The organism is Streptomyces sp. MS06 (assembly GCF_047200655.1).
Taxonomy (GTDB): domain Bacteria; phylum Actinomycetota; class Actinomycetes; order Streptomycetales; family Streptomycetaceae; genus Streptomyces.
Window position 1 is genome coordinate 78,306 of record NZ_JBJZOJ010000016.1, and the last position, 19,867, is coordinate 98,172.

21 protein-coding genes are annotated in these 19,867 nt (G+C 71.4%); 11 read left to right on the forward strand and 10 right to left on the reverse strand.

What is annotated here, in order from left to right; all coding sequences use genetic code 11:
- Positions 1–14 precede the first annotated feature (14 nt).
- Positions 15–1,439, reverse strand: coding sequence for a hypothetical protein (locus ACL02U_RS11200; RefSeq protein WP_412790568.1), 1,425 nt, complete (start codon positions 1,437–1,439; stop codon positions 15–17).
- A 216-nt stretch (positions 1,440–1,655) separates the two neighbouring features.
- Between ACL02U_RS11200 and ACL02U_RS11205 the strand changes: the two genes are divergently transcribed.
- On the forward strand, positions 1,656–2,315 hold the full coding sequence (locus tag ACL02U_RS11205) for an SMI1/KNR4 family protein (protein ID WP_412790569.1): 660 nt from the start codon (positions 1,656–1,658) through the stop codon (positions 2,313–2,315).
- Positions 2,316–2,327: 12 nt separating this feature from the next.
- Here ACL02U_RS11205 and ACL02U_RS11210 read toward each other — a convergent pair whose 3' ends face one another.
- Both ACL02U_RS11210 and ACL02U_RS11215 read right to left on the reverse strand, forming a co-directional pair.
- On the reverse strand, positions 2,328–3,146 hold the full coding sequence (locus ACL02U_RS11210; protein ID WP_412790570.1) for a class I SAM-dependent methyltransferase: 819 nt from the start codon (positions 3,144–3,146) through the stop codon (positions 2,328–2,330).
- Positions 3,143–4,516 carry a helix-turn-helix domain-containing protein gene (locus ACL02U_RS11215; protein ID WP_412790571.1) on the reverse strand — a complete coding sequence of 458 codons (1,374 nt, stop codon included), beginning with the start codon at positions 4,514–4,516 and terminating at the stop codon, positions 3,143–3,145. Before ACL02U_RS11215 ends, ACL02U_RS11210 begins: the two co-directional genes overlap by 4 nt.
- A 68-nt stretch (positions 4,517–4,584) precedes the next feature.
- On the opposite strand from ACL02U_RS11215, the gene ACL02U_RS11220 reads away from it, so the two are divergent.
- The 5 genes from ACL02U_RS11220 (at position 4,585) to ACL02U_RS11240 (ending at position 7,943) form a co-directional block, all read left to right on the forward strand.
- Entirely contained in the window at positions 4,585–5,085 is a 501-nt protein-coding gene (locus tag ACL02U_RS11220) for an ATP-binding protein (RefSeq protein ID WP_412790572.1), read from the forward strand.
- Positions 5,082–6,197, forward strand: a complete 1,116-nt coding sequence (locus tag ACL02U_RS11225) for a hypothetical protein (RefSeq protein ID WP_412790573.1) — start codon at positions 5,082–5,084, stop codon at positions 6,195–6,197. Before ACL02U_RS11220 ends, ACL02U_RS11225 begins: the two co-directional genes overlap by 4 nt.
- A complete protein-coding gene (locus ACL02U_RS11230) occupies positions 6,194–6,547 on the forward strand; it encodes an ASCH domain-containing protein (protein WP_386398130.1) in 354 nt (117 codons plus the stop codon). The genes ACL02U_RS11225 and ACL02U_RS11230 overlap by 4 nt, the downstream gene beginning before the upstream one ends.
- A gap of 103 nt (positions 6,548–6,650) precedes the next feature.
- Entirely contained in the window at positions 6,651–7,271 is a 621-nt protein-coding gene (locus ACL02U_RS11235) for a DUF5753 domain-containing protein (protein WP_412790574.1), read from the forward strand.
- Between the two features lie 141 nt (positions 7,272–7,412).
- The gene (locus ACL02U_RS11240) at positions 7,413–7,943 is read left to right on the forward strand and encodes an NUDIX domain-containing protein (protein WP_412790575.1); all 531 of its coding nucleotides are present in this window, start codon (positions 7,413–7,415) and stop codon (positions 7,941–7,943) included.
- A 28-nt stretch (positions 7,944–7,971) separates the two neighbouring features.
- Here ACL02U_RS11240 and ACL02U_RS11245 read toward each other — a convergent pair whose 3' ends face one another.
- From ACL02U_RS11245 to ACL02U_RS11265, 5 genes are all read right to left on the reverse strand, one after another.
- Positions 7,972–8,610: a hypothetical protein gene (locus ACL02U_RS11245; RefSeq protein WP_412790576.1), complete on the reverse strand. Its 639-nt coding sequence runs from the start codon at positions 8,608–8,610 to the stop codon at positions 7,972–7,974.
- Between the two features lie 533 nt (positions 8,611–9,143).
- Entirely contained in the window at positions 9,144–9,386 is a 243-nt protein-coding gene (locus tag ACL02U_RS11250; protein WP_412790577.1) for a hypothetical protein, read from the reverse strand.
- 9 nt (positions 9,387–9,395) lie between these two features.
- Positions 9,396–10,205 (reverse strand): GNAT family N-acetyltransferase, encoded by an 810-nt coding sequence (locus tag ACL02U_RS11255; protein WP_412790578.1) that lies wholly within the window; start codon positions 10,203–10,205, stop codon positions 9,396–9,398.
- Between the two features lie 240 nt (positions 10,206–10,445).
- On the reverse strand, positions 10,446–11,735 hold the full coding sequence (locus tag ACL02U_RS11260; protein ID WP_412790579.1) for a family 2 encapsulin nanocompartment cargo protein polyprenyl transferase: 1,290 nt from the start codon (positions 11,733–11,735) through the stop codon (positions 10,446–10,448).
- 106 nt (positions 11,736–11,841) lie between these two features.
- Complete coding sequence (locus tag ACL02U_RS11265; protein ID WP_412790580.1) at positions 11,842–13,248, reverse strand: family 2B encapsulin nanocompartment shell protein; 1,407 nt, start codon at positions 13,246–13,248, stop codon at positions 11,842–11,844.
- 272 nt (positions 13,249–13,520) lie between these two features.
- On the opposite strand from ACL02U_RS11265, the gene ACL02U_RS11270 reads away from it, so the two are divergent.
- Positions 13,521–14,471 (forward strand): 1-aminocyclopropane-1-carboxylate deaminase/D-cysteine desulfhydrase, encoded by a 951-nt coding sequence (locus ACL02U_RS11270; protein ID WP_412790581.1) that lies wholly within the window; start codon positions 13,521–13,523, stop codon positions 14,469–14,471.
- On the opposite strand, the gene ACL02U_RS11275 is transcribed toward ACL02U_RS11270, so the two are convergent.
- On the reverse strand, positions 14,453–16,051 hold the full coding sequence (locus tag ACL02U_RS11275; RefSeq protein ID WP_412790582.1) for a Na+/H+ antiporter: 1,599 nt from the start codon (positions 16,049–16,051) through the stop codon (positions 14,453–14,455). The genes ACL02U_RS11270 and ACL02U_RS11275 overlap by 19 nt on opposite strands.
- A 62-nt stretch (positions 16,052–16,113) precedes the next feature.
- Here ACL02U_RS11275 and ACL02U_RS11280 point away from each other — a divergent pair, with 62 nt between their 5' ends.
- From ACL02U_RS11280 to ACL02U_RS11290, 3 genes are all read left to right on the forward strand, one after another.
- Positions 16,114–16,374, forward strand: a complete 261-nt coding sequence (locus ACL02U_RS11280) for a UBP-type zinc finger domain-containing protein (RefSeq protein ID WP_412790583.1) — start codon at positions 16,114–16,116, stop codon at positions 16,372–16,374.
- A 247-nt stretch (positions 16,375–16,621) separates the two neighbouring features.
- Positions 16,622–17,035: an anti-sigma regulatory factor gene (locus tag ACL02U_RS11285; RefSeq protein ID WP_412790584.1), complete on the forward strand. Its 414-nt coding sequence runs from the start codon at positions 16,622–16,624 to the stop codon at positions 17,033–17,035.
- Positions 17,032–18,180: a SigB/SigF/SigG family RNA polymerase sigma factor gene (locus ACL02U_RS11290; protein ID WP_412790585.1), complete on the forward strand. Its 1,149-nt coding sequence runs from the start codon at positions 17,032–17,034 to the stop codon at positions 18,178–18,180. The genes ACL02U_RS11285 and ACL02U_RS11290 overlap by 4 nt, the downstream gene beginning before the upstream one ends.
- A gap of 44 nt (positions 18,181–18,224) precedes the next feature.
- Here ACL02U_RS11290 and ACL02U_RS11295 read toward each other — a convergent pair whose 3' ends face one another.
- A complete protein-coding gene (locus ACL02U_RS11295) occupies positions 18,225–18,674 on the reverse strand; it encodes a hypothetical protein (RefSeq protein WP_412790586.1) in 450 nt (149 codons plus the stop codon).
- Between the two features lie 118 nt (positions 18,675–18,792).
- On the opposite strand from ACL02U_RS11295, the gene ACL02U_RS11300 reads away from it, so the two are divergent.
- Positions 18,793–19,761 carry a diacylglycerol/lipid kinase family protein gene (locus ACL02U_RS11300; protein ID WP_412790587.1) on the forward strand — a complete coding sequence of 323 codons (969 nt, stop codon included), beginning with the start codon at positions 18,793–18,795 and terminating at the stop codon, positions 19,759–19,761.
- The last annotated feature ends 106 nt before the right edge of the window (positions 19,762–19,867 follow it).

Below are 19,867 nucleotides of genomic sequence, written 5' to 3' on the forward strand. Positions count from 1 at the left end.
CGGCGAACCAAGCTTCACGAGCAGTTCCACTCCTCGCTGGGCAACGCGTGCCACAGGTCGAGCCAGTCGTGGAGCAGGAAGAGGGGGCGGGTCAGGACGATGTCACCGGCCCGCTGGGAGCGGATCGCCAGGCCGAGATCGGCGAAGACCGGATCACCAGCGACGCTGTACGCCGGGCTGCCGGGCCGTGCTGTGCGGTGGACCAGCCAGTCCTCCACATGGGAAGGCGAGCAGCCGGTCAGCGGGACCGCGTCCAGTCTCACCTGGGGGCCGATGAGGGCGTCTGCGGCGACGCACCCCAGGCGGCCGTCGTGAAAGAGGGCCCTGATCCCGATCTCAGTGAAGTCGGCGTAGTTGAGCTGCTGGTCTTCGCCGTGGTGGGAGTAGGACGAGACGGCCGGTCCTTCGCCGAGGGCGCGGGTGATCTCCTCCAAGGTCATCCCGAAGTGCAGGGGGCCGACTCCCACGTACGGCGTGAACGTCCACTCGGCGCGCTCCCCCTCCCGAGCGATCCGCCACGGGCCGCGGTACCCCGCCTCGCTTCCAGCGGCGGCCATGGGCGGCTCGGGTGCTGGCTCGTGCAGGGCGGCCGGTATGGGCGCGGTCCGGTCCTCACGCCGGCGGCCAAGTCGTTCCGGAGCCGCGGTGTCCTCGGGTTGCTCTTCCAGCCAGCGGATCGCCTGCTCCTGGCCTTGGCCGAACGGGTCCTCCGCCAGCTCGCCTGCCCGGTCCAGGGCAGCGCGGCGCTCCTCCTCCGCAGTGACGAGACTGGTGACATCCTCACCCCAGGCAGCCAGCCGTTCCCGAGCGATCCATCGGTAGTACGAGTCCGCGCTCACGGCAAGGACCTCGCGAACGTCGGGCGCGTACCGGGGTACGGACGAGGCGAGGGCGGGGTCGGTCAGGAGAAGGGCAGTGGCCGCGAGCGCGGCCTCCCTCACCAACGGATCGTCGTCGTCGCAGAAGCGCGCGATGCGGTCGTGGAGTATTGGCCTTGCCGCACGAACGGCAGCCAGATCCTGCACCGTGCCAACACCGTCCTCGATGTCCATGCGGGCGATGTCGGCGAACGAAGCCAGCCAGTTCAGCAGTTCGGCGCGAAGCGACCGCCGACCGGCTCTGCGCTCCCACCGGTCTTCGGCGAGGGTGCGTGGATCGTCGAGAAGACCGGCCAGGACCAAGGCTGCCGGAGCGGTCGCCGGAAACACCTGCTCCTGATTGAGGAGCAGCCGATACAGATCGCCTACCGCCCGTACCCGGCGGGCCGGGTCGGCGGCGAGCACAGCGCCGAGGATGTCCGGTGTGTCAGGCACACCGTGCCGGCCCGTACAGACGTGCGGCACCTCCTCCCAGGCGGTGCCGGCGAGCTCTGCCTGTGCTCTGGGTGGCAGGGAGCCGGAGGGAGTACCGGGAAGGTCTGGGGTCATCTCGTTGATCACGATCGCAGTGTTCCAGCCGACTTCGACATCAGCGCCGCTGATACGTGCCACAGACCACAGACGGCTCACTCTCGAGCAACGCCCTGATGCCCTCGCCGCTCCTGATCACGGCCCGACCCACGCACTAGCAAGGACTCGAACCGAGGCGACAGGTGTCCGTTAGCCTCAGGCCGACGGGCCGGGGCAGGATCGGCCAGAGTACTGGGGTGGGATCGCGTGCAGTTTTGGAAGAAGGCCAAGCAGGGCGAGAGCCAGCGTGAGTCCGAGAATGCGATAGCCGCGTCTGCTACTCCCCCGCACGGGGCAGCAGACACCTCCTCCGAGGCACTGGTTCGCGCTCTGGTGACATCGCTCGCCGATGGCACGACCGCCACCGCAGACGGACTGCGCGGGCTGTCAGCCGACCAGCTCGACGAGATCGAACGGGACCAGCCCGCTCCGCTGGCTGCGGCCTATACCTGCTTCCTCCGTCTCGTCGGTGGCGGTGCCGGCCACTTCTTTCAAGGCAGTGACGTCTTCTACCCTCACGTCATCGGCCTCCGGGAAGCAGCGGACGAGCTCCTGAGTGAGAACCAGGAGCCCTTTCGTCTGCACACCTCCGATCGCGTGATCTTCATGCACCAGGGCTACCAATTCGAGTTCCTGCGCGGCGAAGGGCCCGATCCAGAGGTGTGGACCTACTCCGAGGGTGACGCCGAACCGTCTCGGGTCTACATCCGCTTCACGGACTGGTTGGAAGCGAACGTCCGTGAGCAAAGGGAAGCGTGGGCCCGCCTGGTTCCCTGGTACGAAGCCGAACAGCAAAAGCCCTCGGACGAGCGCCGCGTGTACTTCTACCGCCACCACCCAGACGGCAGTGTGACCGACGAGCTGTAGCGAATCGCCCCGTCACCGGCTGCAGACGAGGATGCCTCCCAGGCATGTGATCTCGTACGCGCCGTGGCGGGCGATGTGGTCGGCGACGAGGATGCGTGCCCGTTCGATCGTCGCGTCGAAGGGGACATCGTGCTGATCTGCCCAGGCGCGGTACGAGGCCATGTGGGCGATGACGGGGTCGGGGACGGGGACGGAGATGGTCCCTGGCAGCTCGACCACCTCCACGCGGCTGAACTCCTCGCCGAGGAAGGCCGGGGCCTTCTCCAGGGAGAAGCGTGCGCTGAGCGAGATCCGGGCCGGGCCGCGGTCGATGCCGAGGACGTCGCCGGCGGCCCGCTGCCAGAGGTCGTCGAGTTCGGTCTTGTCCCGGTCGCTGTTGGTGGAGGCGACCACCAGCCCGTCACGGGCCACGACCCTGGCCAGCTCCCTGACCGCCTGGGGAATGTCAGGCACGTGGTAGAGCATGTGAAGCGCGAGTGCGGCGTCGACGCTGCCTGTCGCCAGCGGAAGCCGCGTGGCGTCCGCCACGGCGACCGGGCCGGGGATGCCAGCGAGGATGCCGGGCGCGATGTCGAAGCCGAGCAGGGACAGGTCCGGGCGGTCTTGGCGGAGCCGCTGGATGAACTTGCCGTTGCCGCAGCCGATGTCGACGACCCGCCCACGTACGTCGCCCAGCTGCTCGGCCACGAGGCCGGGGAGGTCGTACCGCGGTGTCTGCCACTGGTAGAGCGATTGCCGGGCGGCCAGGTCCCGGTCTCCGTTGTAGGCGCTGCCCGCCAGGCGGGCGCGATCGGTGACGGCGGCGTCGTGGGCGGCGGACAGGTCGGTCACGTCGGCAACTCCGGAGGGTGGGCGGCGGGCAGGGACGCACGGACGGCCGTGTGTTGGAGTCGTTCGCGCAGGTGTACCGCTTGCGCGGCTCCACCGTACTGCGGCCCTTCCAGCTCCCGCCCGAGAACGGTTAGCCGGCGCACGATACTGGCCGACATGCGCTCCGGCGCGGACTGGAGCACGAAGCCGAGCATCTTCTCAGTGCCGTCCAGGTCGCCCAGGAGCAGGTGCCCGCTGGCGAGGTCGAGGTGCGCGGCGAACAGGTCACCGACCGACTGGTCGTCTCCGTCCGCGCTGCGATAGAGGCGGATCGCCGTCTCCGCGCTGACGATGGCCCGCTGGACGTGCTCCTGCCCGCCTACGGCCAGAAGGGTCGTTCCGGCGTAGGCGAACTGCTTGGCCGCAGGGAAGTCGAAGACTCCCAGTACCTCGTCCCGACCCGAAATCGCCTCGCGCGATCTTTCGGCATCCGCCAGGGCAGCGAGCGCACCTGTCGAATCGCCGACTATCGCCAACGCCCGTGCCTCCAGGCTCGCCAGCCGTGCGCCGATGCTGCCGCTCGCCCTGTGCCGTCGACCGGCCTGCGCCAAGCGGGCCGCCTGCTCGTACCGCCCTGTCCAGTACGCGATCAACGACTCCACGGCCCGTACCCAAGCCAGCATCCCCTCGTGCCCGGCCGCCTCGGCACAGGCGCGTGCGGTGCGGGCGTGGGTGGCGGCGGAGTCGTAGGCGCCGAGGTCGAGACAGACGTGCGCGGACAGGCCACAGAGGCGAGAAGCGGAGAGGTAGAGGTCAGTGGTCTGCCGGGGGTGCTGGCGCCCGCGCAGCAGCTCGAAGACCCCGTCCCGTAACCGCTTGATCTCGACGTACTGCTCCATCAGCGGGTGGCTGACGTACGTACGGGCGAGCCGGCCGACGTCGGCCTCCAGCTGCTCGACGACGAACTCGTCGGCGTTCCGCTGCGCGATGAACCGGGCGAACTCGGCCGACCGCACCGCGTCCTCAGAGAGCGGGTCTCCACGGACGTGGGTGTCTTCGGACGGCAGCACCGACGGCACGATCTCGACCTCGGCGGCGTCGGCCTCGTCCCGCTGGCCCTTGCTGACGGCAACAGCCTGGTCGAGCACGGCGACATCGACACCGAAGACCTGCGCCAGGTACTTCCGGGCGTAGGGAACGGGAACTCGCGCTTCGCGCTCGTACCGCCCGATCTCCTTGCCGGTCTTCGCGGAACGCCCCTCCAGGGCGTTGAACTCGTCGGCGACCCTCTGCTGGCTCCAGCCACGCGCGGTGCGCAGCCGGATGAGCAAGGCGCCGATCCCGGTGTCGCCCATGCCGTCCCCCAGGAACACGTGACCTCTGGCCCCCATAGTGGCCCCCGTCTTGGCCCCCACGCTGGCTCCCGACCCAAATGAGTTAAGTCGCTTTGCTGTTGACCATGGCAAGCAGACTCACCAACCAGGCGACCGACGCCGCCCCAGACCTCCTTCCGGGCACGGGCCGGCACCGCACCATGCTCTTCCCCCGCCGTCGGACCACGCCGCGTACTGCTCGCGACTTCGTCGCCGCCACGCTGACCGAATGGGGTGAGACGAGCCGCCTCGACGACATGCGGCTGTGCACCTCGGAGCTCGTCACCAACGCGGTGGTGCACGGGGCGCCCGTGGGCCGCCTCGTCCTCGTACGCGTCGAGTCCCTTGACGCGGAGCTGCGGATCGAGGTCCACGACAGCGGCGAGAAGAGGCCGATGAAGCGCGTTCCCGAGGAGTCCGCCGTCGATGGCCGCGGTCTGCTGATCGTCGCCGCGACCGCCGACAGCTGGGGCGTGAAGGAGCGAACGGGCCCCGGAAAGTGCGTCTGGGCCGCCTTCGACCGTGCCAAGAACGAGGCCGCGCCCCTGCCGCCCCACACCACCGGCCCCCAGGGAGAAACCTCGTGATCACACACCCCGTCTCGCCAAACACCGTTCTCGCCAACGCCCTCCACCACGCCGAGGACGTCCTGACCCCGCGCATCCTGGCCGCCCCGCCCGAGCGGATCGTGCTGGTCGTCGGCACCCAGATCAACGGTGCCCCGCACATCGGCACCTCGCTCGTGCAGTCACTGGCCTTCGCCATGGCCGCCCGATTGCGCGACCGCTTCGGCCTCCCCACCGAGGTGCTCTTCAGCGCCCTCGACAACGCCTCGTACGAGCTGGCGACCGACCCGGCCAGCGGCCACCGCTACCAGCGCGCCTACGCCCAGGCCCTCGGTGAGCAGGCCCTGCACGACCTCGTCGCCGCCCTCTACCAGCCCCTCTTCACCGTCCTGTCCAGGCGCCTGGGCATCCCACACCGCATCGAGACGTACACCCAGCAGCAGGCCGGCGAGCGCTACCGCCGCACCTGGCTCCGGCTCCTGCCCCGCATCGACGCAGCCCGCTGGTGGCTCGCTCCCTCCACCGGCACCCCGCACCTCCGCGTCCCCTGCCCGCACCCCGGCTGCGGCTGGGCGGAGAAGCACGCCGAACGCACCCGGGTCCACCTCACCGCCCCCGAGTCGGCGGTGGTCTCTGCCGTCTGCCTCCACCACGGCCCGTACGAGGCCACCATCACGCCCACCACCGGCGGCTACCTCGACCTGGCCACCCTCTACCGCAACCTGGTCAAGGAACTCGCCCCGGCCAGCCCCCAGGGCACCCTGCACGTCATGGTCAAGGGCGGCGACTGGGTCTTCGGCTCCCACCTCGTCGACGAGGCCCTCCGGGCCGTGGGCCTCACCCGCGCCCAGCTGCCGGCCCGTCTGTTCTGCCCTCAGGTCGTCACCGACACCGGCGCCAAGCTGTCGAAATCGCTCATACGAGAAGGCCGTGCCCCCTTGCCCGAGGGAGCCGCCCCTTGGATGCTCGACACCCGGCAGTGGCCCGGCACCGTCATCGAGTACGCCGACCAGCTGCTCGCCATGGCCGAGACCCTGCTCTCCGACCCCCGCCACTTCTTCCGCTCGTACTCGGCCGCCGAGATCGGCCGCCTGATCACCGCACCGTCCCCCAGGAGCGTTCCCTCCCGATGACCGACCGCACCGCCCGCGTCCGCGAGCTCAACCTCTACCGCCAGTACTTCGAGCTCGTCGCCGCGGGCACCAAGACCATCGAGGTGCGGGTCAAGTACCCGCACCTCGCGGACCTCACCGCCGGCGACACCATCCGCTTCCGCATCAAGGACACCGACGAAACCTGCGACGTCGAAGTCCTCCGGGTGACGGAGTACCCCGACTTCGAGGCCCTCCTCGACGGCGAAGGCCCCTCCAGCGTCAACCCGACCGCCACCCGCGACCAGCAGCTGGCCAACATCCGCACCATCTACGGGCCCGAGAAGGAAGCCCTCGGAGCCCTCGCCATCGAGATCAAGCGCATGGCCTGACCGATTCCCGCTCTTACAAGATCGGATACTCGGAGCCATCCTCGACCGGAACGGCAACGCCCATCGAAGCCGCCCCCGGCGGCACCACCCAGGAGGGGATGCGGTGACCAGTTCAGTTCGCTGGACGGATCGTCTGTCCACCGGTACGGAAGCGACTCAGGACGACGTGGTGCGCTGGTACCAGAGCACGCGCGAAGGCAAGGCGTACGTGCCCACGATGATCTGGGGCACGCTCCAGACCGAGGCGTACGCCACCGTGATCCTCGGCCAGGTCGTCGACTTCCTCGGCATCCCGAACGACGTACCGGCAGGCGTCGCCAAGCGCATGCAGCGACAGGAGGTTCTGTACGACGGCGAGCACCACTACGACGTCGTCCTCGGGGAGCAGGCGCTCTACACGAACATCGGCGGACCCGAAGTCATGCAAGAACAGATCGAGCGCCTCCTGCGAGAGCTCGGCCTGGCTTCTCTCACACTCGGGATCCTTCCCTCCACCGCACGGGTGGACCTGTTCCCCGTCCACGCGTTCAACATCTACGGCGATGGCGACCGGGCCCACGTCGAACTCGTCTCCTCCTCCGTGGACATCACGGAACAGAGCGAACTCGACCTCTACAACAAAGCCTTCACCGCGCTGAGCAGTGCGGCATCATACGGCGACGCCGCCGAGGGGCTCCTGAAGAAGGCCCACTCCTTCTGGACCAACACCCCGCTCCGGCAGTAGCCCCTCGTCCTCCAGCGGCGGAGCGCCACGCAGCAGTCCGAAGCGCACCCGATCAAGACCGTCGCGCCCCATCGCCCGCAGTCAGAACCTCGACGACAGCCTCGCCATCCAAACCAGTGCCGCCGAGGCCATCTCCCTCACATGCCCGACAATCCGCCCGAGGAAGGGGACCCAGTGGCCCAGCAGGCCGACGACCAGCCGAAGGCCCTGAAACCGGCGCTCGAATCGATGACCCTGCTGGTCGCGGCCGTCATCGTCCACGACAAGGCCACCAACCAAGTCGTCCTCCTCCAGCGCAGCGAGAACGCCAAGTTCGCCCAGGGCCTGTGGGACCTCCCCGTCGGCAAGAGCGAGCCGGGCGAACCCATCACCGAAACCGCCGTACGCGAGCTCCACGAGGAGACGGGGCTCAGCGTGAAGCCCGAGTCCCTCAGGGTCGTCCACGTCATCCACGGTGCCTGGGGTGTGGAGGCCCCCAACGGCTTCCTCACAGTCGTCTTCGTCGCCCACGAGTGGGCAGGCGAGCCCGAGAACCGCGAACCGCTCAAGCACGCCCAAGTCGGCTGGGTCCGCGCCGACTCCATCCCCGAGAACTTCGTGGACACCACGTCAAGTGCCCTCCACCGGTACCTCACCGGAGGCCCGGAGGTCTCCCTGTGCGGCTGGCGATAGAAGCGCCAGGTACGGGCACGTCGTCGCCCTACGGCTTCGGGACGGCAGGCGCGGGCAGGTCAAGGGCACGAGCAAGAGCCGCACAAACGGGGTCAGCATGGTCAGGCAAGTGCAGGGCTGCCCAGCCGATGGCAAGGCGATGGAAGGCAGCCAGGTCGCGTTCCGCATCGGCGAGCAGGCGACGCAGATCGATGATGGGCAGCTCGATCACAGGGCTGTCCTGCTGCTCAGCGTCAATGGTCAGCCGCACCACGTCGCCCATCCGTTCGGCGAGCGGAGAGGGGTCATGGCCGAAGGAGGCCCAGCCATCTCCATCGATGACCGCAAGCCAGTCGCGTCGTTCGTCCAGCCCGCTGCAACAGCCCGGCGACAGGGCGATGCCGGTTGCTGTATCAGTCACCCGCAGGCCGCCGGCGGCGAAAAGGTTGTCCATAGTGAGGAGCCCGTGCAGGAAGTTCCCTAGCGGATCGGTAGGCCGTTGCGGTCGCCCCTCACCCTCCAGGTCGACGTTGTTGCACTCGGCAATACGCATGACAGCCGTGCCGACCTCGGCAGGGCTGAGCGCACCGCCGAGCGCAAGGAAGTCGTAAGCCCCACACTCGGCCACCGGCCAGAGGTCGAAGCCATCGGTGGCACAGGTCTCCAGGACAGGCTGCAGGACGATCATCCGGAGAGTGTGCGGCATCCCTGCGGGCCGGCGCATTCGAATACCGAAGAGTGCCCGCCCCAGTCCGCACACAGTCCGCAGGACACCCGATCAGGACCGTCGTACCCCATCGCCAGCCATCAGCAAAAGGCCAGGTCAGCGACCTACAGGGAAGATCCCCGCAGGTCACCGACCCGCCCCATTACTAGGAGACCAAGAAGGCCTGACCTTCGGTCACGTCTCCCGAACCGCGGCCCCGCTGCCGCCCGGGCTCCCGGTCCGCACCCGGCCGCAGGCCGCCGAAGACGGCGTACCCCGCGGTCCGGGTGCGGACCGATCGCGTTGTCCGCCACCCGGCCGCGCACGGGTGCGGGTCCGCGCCGTGTTGACGGCACCGGCATGACCGGGGACGCCCCGGACCCGCCCGACGCCCGCTCCGAGGCGCCCGCTCCACCGGCGACCCGGACGGCGGCGCCCCGGACGGCGGCCATCGGGACGGCGGTGTTCGGCACGTCAGCGGCGGAGCCCGCAGGCCTCACCTGCGGCCGCGTCGCTCAGGTCCGGTCCGGGGAGGTGCCGCCCCGCTTCGCTGCTGCGGCCGTGCCCCGCTCGGGGAACCGTGGAGCGCGTTCGCGGGGCCGCGTGCCGGAGTCCGGTTCGCGGTAGGCGGCGCACTCGGGGTTGCGGCAGGGGCCGTGGCCCCACACCGGCACCCAGGCGCCGAGTGTCTTGTGGCGCCGGACGACCGTCTCGGCGGGCTGTCCGCAGACGGGACAGGTGTCTTCCGCACTGTCCATGTACTCAGCCTAGGCCCGGACCGGAGACGGCGCCCCCTGCCCGTGCGCCCGCGGTTCGCGCCACATCGGCCACATGCGGGGGCCGTCGGGCAGGTCGAGGGGACGGCCCGTGTCCACGAAGCCGAGGCGCTCGTAGAGCCGGCGGCTGCGCGCGCTGCTCGCCTCCAGATACGCCGGCAGGCCGATCCGGTCGCAGTGCTCCAGCCGATGGGCGAGGAGAGCGCCACCGAGCCCCTCGCCCTGGTGGCCGGGTGCCACGCCGATCATCCACAGGTACGCGTGGGCCCGGCCCTCGGGGTGGATGCCCTCGGTCAGTCGGCCGATCAGCTCGACGCGCTCGTTGTCGGGGTCGACGGCGTCCCGCATCCGGGCCGGCCCGTCGGGCTCTCCGTCCTGCTGCCCGCCAACGGCCTCGACGGCCGCTTCGGCGTCCCGCCCGTCCTGCTGGTCGTCCTGTCGGTCGTCGTCCGCCCGGACGGCGCCCCGCGCGACACGGCCCGTTCCGGCACCACCCGTTCCGGCGCCGGCCGGCTCCGTGCCGCCGTCCCGGTCGCCGCCGTCCCGGTCGCCGCCCTGCGCGTCGCCGCCCGGCAGGGAAAGCCACAGCGCGCATGCCGACCCGTCCTCGACGAGGTCGATACTCCCCTCGGCGAGCACGGTGTCGGTGAAAGCGGCCATCAGCCGGTGGTGGGTGCGGCGGCGGTAGTCCGCACCCGGGAACACCCAACTGCTGACCGGGTCGTCCTGGAAGGCCTCGTCCAGCACCCGCACCACCAACTCCCGGTCCTGCTCCACCGCGGCCCGGATCACCACGCCCATGACTGTCGCCCCCTGCTCCGCAACACACCTATGCAACAAGGGTGTTGACCCTACCGTTGTCCGCTCCGCAGCACCTCGGGGGAGCCGGGTCCGCGCCGGGTGCGGGCCGGGAACGCGGGCCCGCACCCGGCGCGGGGGAAGCGCGGATCCACCGGGCCGGAGCGCCCGAGACCGTGCGGGGTCGGTAGCCCCGCGGTCCCGGACGGCTCCGGGGTTCCGGGGGCTGCCGGCGGACGGCCGTCAACTGCTGCGCCGGGTGACGAACTCCGCCAGTGCGAGCAGGCCGTCCGCGTTCTCCGGCTCCGGGATCGCACGGGCCAGTTCCTGTACGGCTCGGGCCATCCGGTCGGCCGCCTGGGCCTGCGCCCAGTCACGCCCGCCGGCCCGTTCCACCGCGAGCGCGGTACGCCGGATGTCCCGCTCCTGCGACTCGCTCCCATCGGCGTTCCGCGGGAGCCGTGCGTACAGGAGCGCCAGTTCGGCGGCGGCCGGGCCACCGGTTGCGAGCGCCGCGACCACCGGTAGCGACTTCTTGCGTGCGGCGAGGTCTGCGCCGACCGGTTTCCCGGTGCGCCGCGGGTCGCCCCAGATGCCGATGACGTCGTCGATGAGCTGGAAGGCGAGCCCCGCCTGCCGACCGAACCCGTCCAGCGCCTCGACGTCCCCGTCCCCGGCCCCCGCGTACAGGGCACCGACGGCGCAGGCGCAGCCGAGCAGCGCGCCGGTCTTGGCCTCGGCCATGGCGAGCACCTCGTCGAGCCCGACCCCGGCCGGGTCGCGCCGCTCCAGGGCGGTGTCGGCCTGCTGCCCGGCGCACAGTTCCACGACGCAGTCCGCGAGCCGGGCGGCCGCGGCCGGGGCTGCGGGGTGCGGATCCCCGGCGAGCAACCGCAGCGCCAGGGCCTGCAGGGCGTCCCCGGCGAGGATCGCGTCGGCGTCGCCGAAGACGGTCCAGGCGGTGGGCCGGTGCCGGCGGGTGGCGTCCCGGTCCATCACGTCGTCGTGCAGCAGGGTGAAGTTGTGGACCAGTTCGACCGCCGCGGCGGCCCGGACTGCGCCGGCCCTGGCGGCGGCGCCGCCCAGCGCGGCGGCCGCGGTGAGGACGAGCGCGGGCCGGATGGCCTTGCCCGTGCCACCCTCGGCCGGGGTGCCGTCGGCGTGCTCCCAACCGAAGTGGTAGCACGCGACATGGCGCAGAAAGCCCGGCAGCGAGTCCACGGCGGCACGCAGTTCGGGATCGACCGAGGCCCGGGTGCGGTGGAGGATGTCCACCGCCTCGTGGCCGTCGACAGGTCCTTCGCGGTCATCGCGGTCTTCGTGGCCTTCGTGGCCTTCGTGGCCTTCGTGGCCTTCGTGGTCTCCCTGGCCGACACGACCGCCTTGGTCACCGTGGCCGTCGCGGCCGTCGCGGTAGCCGTGGTCACCGTGGTCGCATCGGCCGGAGTCTCGTCGCCCGGCAGCGCCGACTCTCTCCGGTTCGTCGGCGGGCCTCCGGCCGAGGGTCGGGGAGTGGGTCAGGAAGTCGGCCATCTGTCGCCCCTCGGTGGATCGTCGGGCGGTGGCGTCCACGCTGCCGGGTGGCCGCGGTGCGCGCGCCCCGCAGGGCGGGCGCACCGCGGTCCGGCGACGGGGTGGCTCACCGCCAGCGGCCGATCTCGACGTTCTCCAGGACGCCCAGCGCGTCGGGGACGAGTACGGCGGCCGAGTAGTAGGCGGTCACCAGGTACTTGATGACGGCCTGTTCGTTGATGCCCATGAAACGCACCGACAGGCTGGGCTCGATCTCGTCGGGGATGCCGGACTGCCGCAGACCGATGACGCCCTGGTCCTCCTCACCGAGTCGCAGGGCGATGATCGAGCTGGTGCGGGCCTCGGTCACCGGGATCTTGTTGCAGGGGTAGAGGGGCACCCCGCGCCAGGTGGGGATGCGGTTGCCGCCCACGTCGATCGTCTCGGGGACCAACCCCCGCTTGTTCAGCTCGCGCCCGAACGCGGCGATGGCACGCGGATGGGCGAGGAACATCCTGGTACCGCGCCGGCGGCTGAGCAGCTCGTCCATGTCGTCGGGACCGGGCACCCCGTCGTGCGGCTGGATCCGCTGGTCGTACTCGCAGTTGTGGAGCAGCCCGAAGTCCCGGTTGTTGACGAGCTCGTGCTCCTGGCGCTCCTTGAGCGCCTCCACGGTGAGCCGCAGCTGCTGCTCGGTCTGGTTCATCGGCTGGTTGTACAGGTCGGCCACGCGGGAGTGGATGCGCAGCACGGTCTGGGCGATGCTCAGCTCGTACTCGCGGGGCCGGGCCTCGTAGTCGACGAAGGTGTGCGGGATGTCGGGCTCGCCGGAGTGGCCGGCGGCCAGGTCGACCTCCTTCTCGCCGTACTTGTTGGTCCGCTGCGAGGGGACGGAGCGCAGGCGGGCCAGTTGCTCGCGCAGCGACTCCGAGCGCTCGGCGACCTGCTCGACGTCCTGGCGGGACAGGGAGAGGACCGTGCACGCCGTGTCCGCCCGAACGGTGTGCTCCCAGATGACGTCCGCCGAGAGCAGCGCCGCGTCACCGCAGTAGGCGCCGTCGGCGAGCACGCCGAGCACCTGGTCGTCGCCGTAGGGGCCGGTCCCGACCTTCTCCACCCTGCCGTGCGCCAGCAGGTACACCTCGTCGCTGGGGCTGCCGAAGGAGGCGATCACCTCGCCGGGGGCGTAGTCGCGCTGCTGGCAGCGCCGGGCCAGTTCCGAGAGCACCTCGACGTCCTCGTACCCGCGCAGCGCGGGCAGCTCGCCGAGCTCCGCGGGGATGACCTCGACTCGGTCGCCGGTCTTCACGAAGGTGATCCGGCCGTCTCCCACGGCGAACGTCAGCCGCCGGTTGACACGGTACGTACCGCCCTTGACGTCCACCCACGGCAGTGAGCGCAGCAGCCAGCGGGAGCTGATCTCCTGCATCTGCGGAGCGGACTTGGTGGTGGTGGCCAGGTTCCGTGCGGCCGCGGTGCCCAGGCTCTGCTGTGGCCTGTTCTGCTCCGCACGGACCTCTTCGCCTACCGACATAGAGAAATGCCCTCCCGGTCATGCTCCGGCGCCATGCTGCGCCGGGCACCGATCTCGCGAACAGCCTTTCATCACGCAACGTGTCGTTGCTATTACACGAAAGAGCGGGATTGGATCACCGGCCGCTGGGCAGGACCCGGGCCCCGACCGGACCGGCCGACCCGATGACCGTCCTGGGACGGTCATCGTCGCGCGGGCGGCCGCAAGCGGGCCGACGGCCGGCGAGAGGGGCTCCGGAGCCGTCCGGAGCCGGAGCCGCTCCCGGCGGGCAGATGTTCGACAATGGGCGCGTGACCGGTCCGGAAACCCTGCGCCCCCGCCTGCCGACCCCGCTGCAGGAGGTGCCCGACGCCCGGTTCGCCCGGCGGGGAGTGCGGCTGCTCCTCAAGCGCGACGACCTGGTCCACCCGGAACTGGTCGGCAACAAGTGGCGCAAACTGGCGCCCGGCCTCCGGTCGGCGGCGGGACGGCCGATCCTCACCTTCGGCGGTGCCTACTCCAACCATCTGCGCGCCACCGCCGCCGCGGGACGGCTGCTGGGCGTGCCGACCGTCGGCGTGGTGCGCGGCGAGGAACTCGCCGGCCGGCCGCTCAACCCGTCCCTGGCGCGGTGCGCGGCCGACGGGATGCGGCTGCACTTCGTCGACCGGGCGACCTACCGCCGCAAGACGGAACCGGACACCCTGGCGGCGCTGCTGCGCACGGTGGACGCGCGGGACGCCTACGTGGTGCCGGAGGGCGGCAGCAGCGCGGAGGCGGTGCGCGGCTGCCGGGCGCTCGGGGCGGAGCTGCGCGACCGGGCGGACGTGGCCGCGGTCGCCTGCGGCACCGGGGGGACCCTCGCCGGCCTGGCCGCGGGCCTCGGTCCCGGCGGGCGCGCGCTGGGCGTACCGGTGCTCAGGGGAGGCTTCCTGGACGGCGAGGTACGCCGCCTGCAGGAGGCCGCTTTCGGCGGCCTCCGCGGCGACTGGCGGCTCGACGACCGGTTCCACTGCGGCGGCTACGCCCGCACCACCCCCGAGTTGCACGCCTTCGCCGACGACTTCGAGCAGCGCCACGGAGTGCCCGTCGAACGTCTCTATGTCGCCAAGTTGCTCTACGGACTGGTCGTCCTCGTCGAGGAGGGTGCCTTCCGGCCGGGTACCGCGGTCGCGGCGGTGGTCACCGGCCGCCCCTTCCCCGAGCGGAGCGGACCGGCCGCGGCTCAGGCGGTCTCCCGGTAGGCCGCCGCCTCCTCCAGGTCCAGCCGCCGCAGCAGGGTGCGCAGCATCTCGTCGTCGATGTGGCGGCCGTCCCGGAGCTTCACGAAGACCGCGCGCTCGGCGCCGATCATCTCCCGGGACAGCCTGCGGTAGGTGTCGTCGACGGTCTCCCCGGTGATCGGGTTGGCCTGGCCGAGCCGTTCCCAGACGGCGTTGCGGCGGCGTTCCAGGACGGTGCGCAGGCGGTCGGCGAGCGGGGGCGGAAGGGCGTTGCGCTCGTCGGCGAGGAGGTCGTCGAGGCGCTGCTCGGCGACCCGGGAGGCCTGCGCCTGGGCGTTGGCCTCGGCGAGGGTGTCGGCCCGCGGGTCGCGCCCCGGGAACCGCAGCAGGCGGATCAGCGGGGGCAGGGTCAGGCCCTGCACCACCAGCGTGCCGATGACGGTGGTGAAGGTCAGGAAGAGGATGAGGTTGCGCTGCGGGAAGGGCGCGTCGCCGTCGTGCACGGTGAGCGGGACGGAGAACGCGATGGCGAGGGAGACCACCCCGCGCATCCCGGCCCAGCCGACGACGATCGGGCCGCGCCAGGTGGGGTTCTCCTCGCGGGCCCGGATCCGCGCCGACAGCAGCCGCGGCAGGAAGGTCGCCGGGTACACCCACAGGAACCGGGCGGCGACGACCGCCAGGAAGACCAGGACCGCGTACAGGGCCGCGTCGACGCCCTCGTACTCGCCGAGCCCGCGCAGCACCACGGGCAGTTGCAGGCCGATCAGCGCGAACACCGCCGACTCCAGGACGAACGCGACCATCTTCCACACCGCGTCCTCCTGGAGGCGGGTGGCGAAGTCGACCTCCCAGGAGCGGTGGCCGAGGTAGAGCGCGACGACGACGACCGCGAGCACCCCGGAGGCGTGCACCTGCTCGGCGGCCGCGTAGGCGACGAACGGGATCAGCAGGGAGAGGGTGTTCTGGATCAGCGGTTCCGACAGGTGGGTGCGCAGCCAGTGGAGCGGCGCCATCAGGACCAGGCCGACGGCGACGCCGCCCACCGCGGCGAGCAGGAACTCCCCGATGCCGCCCGCCCAGGAGGCGCCCTCGCCGACCGCGGCGGCGAGGGCCACCTTGTAGGCGGTGATCGCGGTGGCGTCGTTGAGCAGGGACTCGCCCTGCAGGATCGTCGTGATCCGCGAGGGCAGTCCGACCCGGCGGGCCACCGCGGTGGCCGCGACCGCGTCCGGCGGCGCCACCACGGCGCCCAGCACCAGCGCCGCGGTCAGCGGCAGTCCCGGCACGAGCAGGTGGGCGGCCCAGCCGACGGCGACGGTCGCGAAGAGCACGTAGCCGACCGACAGCAGCGCCACGGGCCGCAACTGGGCGCGCAGGTCCAGGTAGGAGCTGTCGGTGGCCGAGGTGTACAGCAGCGGCGGCAGCAGCAGGGGGAGGACGACGTCGGGCGCGAGCGTGTAGTCGGGGACCCCGGGCAGGTACGACACCGCCAGGCCGGCCGCGACCAGCAGCAGGGGGGCCGGCACGGGAGTGCGCCGGGCGGCTCCGGCGACCGCGGCGCTGCCGGCGACCAGCAGCAGCAGTGGCATCACGTCCATCGTTCTCCGCCCGTCCGTCTTTTCCGCGCGGTCGTCCGCGCGACCGTCGTAACCTGGCAATCATGAAACAGTGCGCGCACGCGGAGATGCTCCCGTACCCGGAACCGGAGCCGCTCGGCGAGACGTGTCAGCAGTGTGTGCACGATGGCTCGCACCCGGTGCAGTTGCGGCTGTGCCTCACCTGCGGGCACGTGGCCTGCTGCGATTCCTCGCCGGGACGGCACGCGACGGCCCACCACGCCGCGTCCGGGCACCCGGTGATGCGGACCTTCGAGCCGGGTGAGGACTGGCGCTGGTGCTTCGTCGACCACGTGCTGGTGTGACCGGCGGGTACGGTTCGAGCGTCTGGCGCCTGGGTACGTCAACCCGGCGCACGCTCTTCCGAATTGGGCACGCCCACCCTCTAGCCACGGAGCGTGTTCGGAGTTTTACTATGAGTGACGGAAACTGGTCGGGGTCCCGGGGACAGGAATGTTCAGGGCGCGATAGCGTCACCGCTGAACCACACTTCGCGTTACCCCGGGGGGCGACCCCCGGCCCCGAACAGCTCGTACCACCTTGGAGGTGAGGGTGTCCCAGATCGACGGCGAGCCCGTGACCCAGGACTTCGTGGAAGTTCGGCTGCCGGCCGCGGGGGCCTACCTGTCGGTGCTGCGCACGGCCACGGCCGGACTCGCGGCCCGTTTGGACTTCACCCTCGACGAGATCGAGGACCTGCGCATCGCGGTGGACGAGGCGTGCGCGATCCTGCTCCAGCAGGCCGTGCCCGGCTCGGTCCTCTCCTGCGTCTTCCGGCTCGTGGACGACTCACTGGAGGTGACCGTCTCGGCACCGACCACGGATGGACACGCCCCCTCGCGGGACACCTTCGCCTGGACCGTCCTGTCCGCTCTCGCGGGGAAGGTCTCCTCCGCCGTGGACGAGGACAGGACCGTTTCGATCAGCCTCTACAAACAGCGCGGCGCGGGACCCGGGCCGGCGTGAAGGACGGGGACGGGCCGGTGCGGGACGAGGAACGCGGCACACGGAAGCTGCCGACCGAGGGTGCCCCCGGGACGAGCGGTACCCGGCACACCGCCGGCGGCGTCGACGGGATCCCCGAGCAGGCCCGGCCGCATCCGCAGGACGAGCCTGCGGCGAACCAGCCGGAGGAGAGCCCGCGGAGGCGGGCCGGCAGCGCCCGCGAGGCGCCCGGGGACGCACGGCCCGGGGACGCCCCGGGCCGTGGTGGCGCCCCCACTCGAGCGAGGCCGGGAGCGGGGGAGAGAGCGAGGGCTCGGGGAAGGGCAGCGGGCGGGACGATGAGCGAGCACGAGCGACACGCCGAGGGCGACGCGCCGGGTGCGCACACCGGGCACGGCGCGCCGCAGGGTCCGCAGGACCGCAGCGGCGCACGGGCGCTGTTCGTCCAACTGCGGGCGCTGCCGCAGGGCGGTCCGGAGTACGCGGAGCTGCGCAACCGGCTGGTCCGCATGCACCTGCCGCTGGTGGAGCACCTCGCGCGCCGCTTCCGCAACCGCGGCGAGCCGCTGGACGACCTCACCCAGGTCGCCACCATCGGCCTGATCAAGTCGGTGGACCGCTTCGACCCGGATCGCGGGGTGGAGTTCTCCACGTACGCGACCCCGACGGTCGTCGGCGAGATCAAGCGGCACTTCCGCGACAAGGGCTGGGCGGTACGGGTGCCGCGCCGGCTGCAGGAGCTGCGCCTGGCGCTGACCACGGCGACGGCCGAGCTGTCGCAGTTGCACGGCCGCTCCCCCACCGTCCACGAGCTCGCCGAGAAGCTGGCCATCTCGGAGGAGGAGGTCCTGGAGGGCCTGGAGTCGGCCAACGCCTACTCCACGCTGTCCCTGGACGTCCCCGACACCGACGACGAGTCGCCCGCGGTCGCCGACACCCTCGGCGCCGAGGACGAGGCGCTGGAGGGGGTGGAGTACCGGGAGTCACTCAAACCGCTGCTGGAGGACCTTCCACCGCGTGAGAAGCGGATCCTGCTGCTGCGCTTCTTCGGCAACATGACCCAGTCGCAGATCGCGCAGGAGGTCGGCATCTCCCAGATGCACGTCTCCCGGCTTCTCGCCCGCACGCTGGCGCAGCTACGGGAGAAGCTGCTGGTGGAGGAGTGACCGTACGGGGCGTCCCCCGTACGCACGAACCGCGCGCCGCCGGTCTACCTCGGCGTCCGGCCGGGCCCCCGGATCCCGAGGGCCCGGGTGGTCTCCCCGTTCACCAGCAGGACCAGCGCGGTGACCGCGACCGCGGCCAGCACGATGCCCACCGGGATGCCGTTGCCGTCGGAGACCAGCAGGTTGTAGGCCACCGGCAGCGCCATGATCTGGGTGATGACGGCCGGGCCCCGGCTCCAGCTGCGGCGGGCCAGCAGCCCGCGGGCGGCGAGCAGCGGCAGCAGCGCGAGCACGATCAGGGTCACGCCGCCGGTGACGGCCTGCTGGCGGTCGTCCGGCCGGCCCGTCAGGCCGGCGACGAGCATCCACATCCCGCCGGCCGCCAGCGCGGCCCCTTCCAGTCCGGCCAGTGCGGCGGCGTACGTCAGGCGCCGCGGGCGCGGTCCGGCGGTCTCCGGGTCCCGGGGGGTGGTGGGGGTCTGCTCGCTGCTCACCCCAGCAGGGTAGCCCGCCGCGGGACGGCGCGACCCGGGCCACCGGCACCGCACCGCCCCCCGCACGTTGCCCACCTCGCCCTGGGCCGGGTACCGCCCAGTAGGTACCCTGCAACCCATGCGTGCACTTCTCGTGGTCAATCCGGCGGCAACGACGACCAGTGCGCGCACACGTGACGTACTGATCCACGCGCTCGCCAGCGAGATGAAGCTGGAGGCGGTCACCACCGAGTACCGCGGGCACGCGCGCGACCTGGGCCGCCAGGCCGCGCTGAGCGACGACGTCGACATGGTGGTGGCCCTCGGCGGCGACGGCACGGTCAACGAGGTGGTCAACGGACTGCTGCACGACGGACCCGCGCCCGACCGGCTGCCCGGTCTCGCGGTGGTCCCCGGTGGTTCGACCAACGTCTTCGCCCGCGCCCTCGGCCTGCCGAACGACGCGGTCGAGGCGACCGGCGCGCTGCTGGACGCGCTGCGCGAGGGCAGCGAGCGCACGGTCGGCCTGGGGCGGGCCACGGGCACGCCCGGCACGGAGGACGAGGCGGTGCCGGAGCGCTGGTTCACCTTCAACGCGGGGCTCGGCTTCGACGCGGGAGTGGTCGGCCGGGTGGAGCAGCACCGCGAGCGCGGCAGGAGGTCGACGCACGCGCTCTACGTGCGCCAGGTGGTGCGCCAGCTGCTGGGCGAGCCGAACCGGCGACACGGTGTGATCAGCCTGGAGCGGCCGGGCGAGGACCCGGTCACCGACCTGGTGCTGTCCATAGTCTCGAACACCTCTCCGTGGACGTTCCTGGGCAATCGCCCCATCTACGCCTCCCCCGAGGCGTCCTTCGACACCGGGCTCGATCTCTTCGGCCTGCGCCGCCTGTCCACCGCCGCGGTCGCCCGGTATGGCACCCAGTTGCTCACTTCGTCCCCCGAGCGGGGCCCGCGGGGCAGACATGCGGTCTCCCTGCACGACCTGGACCAGTTCACCTTGCATTCGAAGGTGCCGCTACCCCTTCAGATGGACGGTGACCATCTGGGGCTGCGTACCAGCGTGACGTTCACAGGCGTACGCCGTGCACTGCGTGTGATTGTGTGAGTGGAAGGGGCCAAAGTCCTTTCACTCGAACGTTTAGGCCAGGGTCCACCCCATGGAAGTACGGCTGTGACGCAGTCGACACCGAAGAATCAAAAAAAACTTTCCG